This window comes from Priestia sp. SIMBA_032 (assembly GCF_046535215.1).
GTDB lineage: Bacteria > Bacillota > Bacilli > Bacillales > Bacillaceae_H > Priestia > Priestia aryabhattai.
In genome coordinates, this window is record NZ_JAWRXD010000135.1 from 1 (window position 1) to 462 (window position 462).

The following is a 462-nucleotide window of genomic DNA, read 5'->3' on the forward strand; positions in this document are numbered from 1 at the left end:
GGCTGGAGTGAAGCACCGGCGTCGTCAAGATCGTAGGCCTTGCAGGCTAGCAGCACGAGATCGTATTCCGGCCGCACTCTTTCCGACACGACAGCCTCCACAGGAGCACCGAAATCGCCCAACGCACTCGACAAGCGAAGACCATTGTCACGGAGCGAGGGAACCTTGCTAGCCCGTACCAAAAACGTTACGTCGGCTCCGGCTTGAATTAGCCTTGAGCCGTAGTAGCCACCCATGGCGCCGGCACCGAGTACAAGAATCTTGAGGTCACTTTTCATAATATCGTGAGGTGCGTGGAAGGAGCTCGCCAGCCTCTGATGCGCAGTGGAGTAGGGCTACGCGTTGATGATACTATCATGATAGTATAGATGCGCGGCTTACGTGTAACGCTGGTTGGTGGAAACACGGATCAATGCTGTTTCAAATGAGGGAAACGATCAGAACCCGACAGGCTACGAAGCT

The 462-nt window shown here is 55.0% G+C and carries 1 protein-coding gene; it reads right to left on the reverse strand.

The window, feature by feature from the left end; genetic code table 11:
- Positions 1–278: 2-dehydropantoate 2-reductase N-terminal domain-containing protein (locus SB717_RS33670; protein WP_410907145.1), on the reverse strand; the 278-nt coding region annotated here is incomplete at its 3' end.
- Positions 279–462 lie beyond the last annotated feature (184 nt).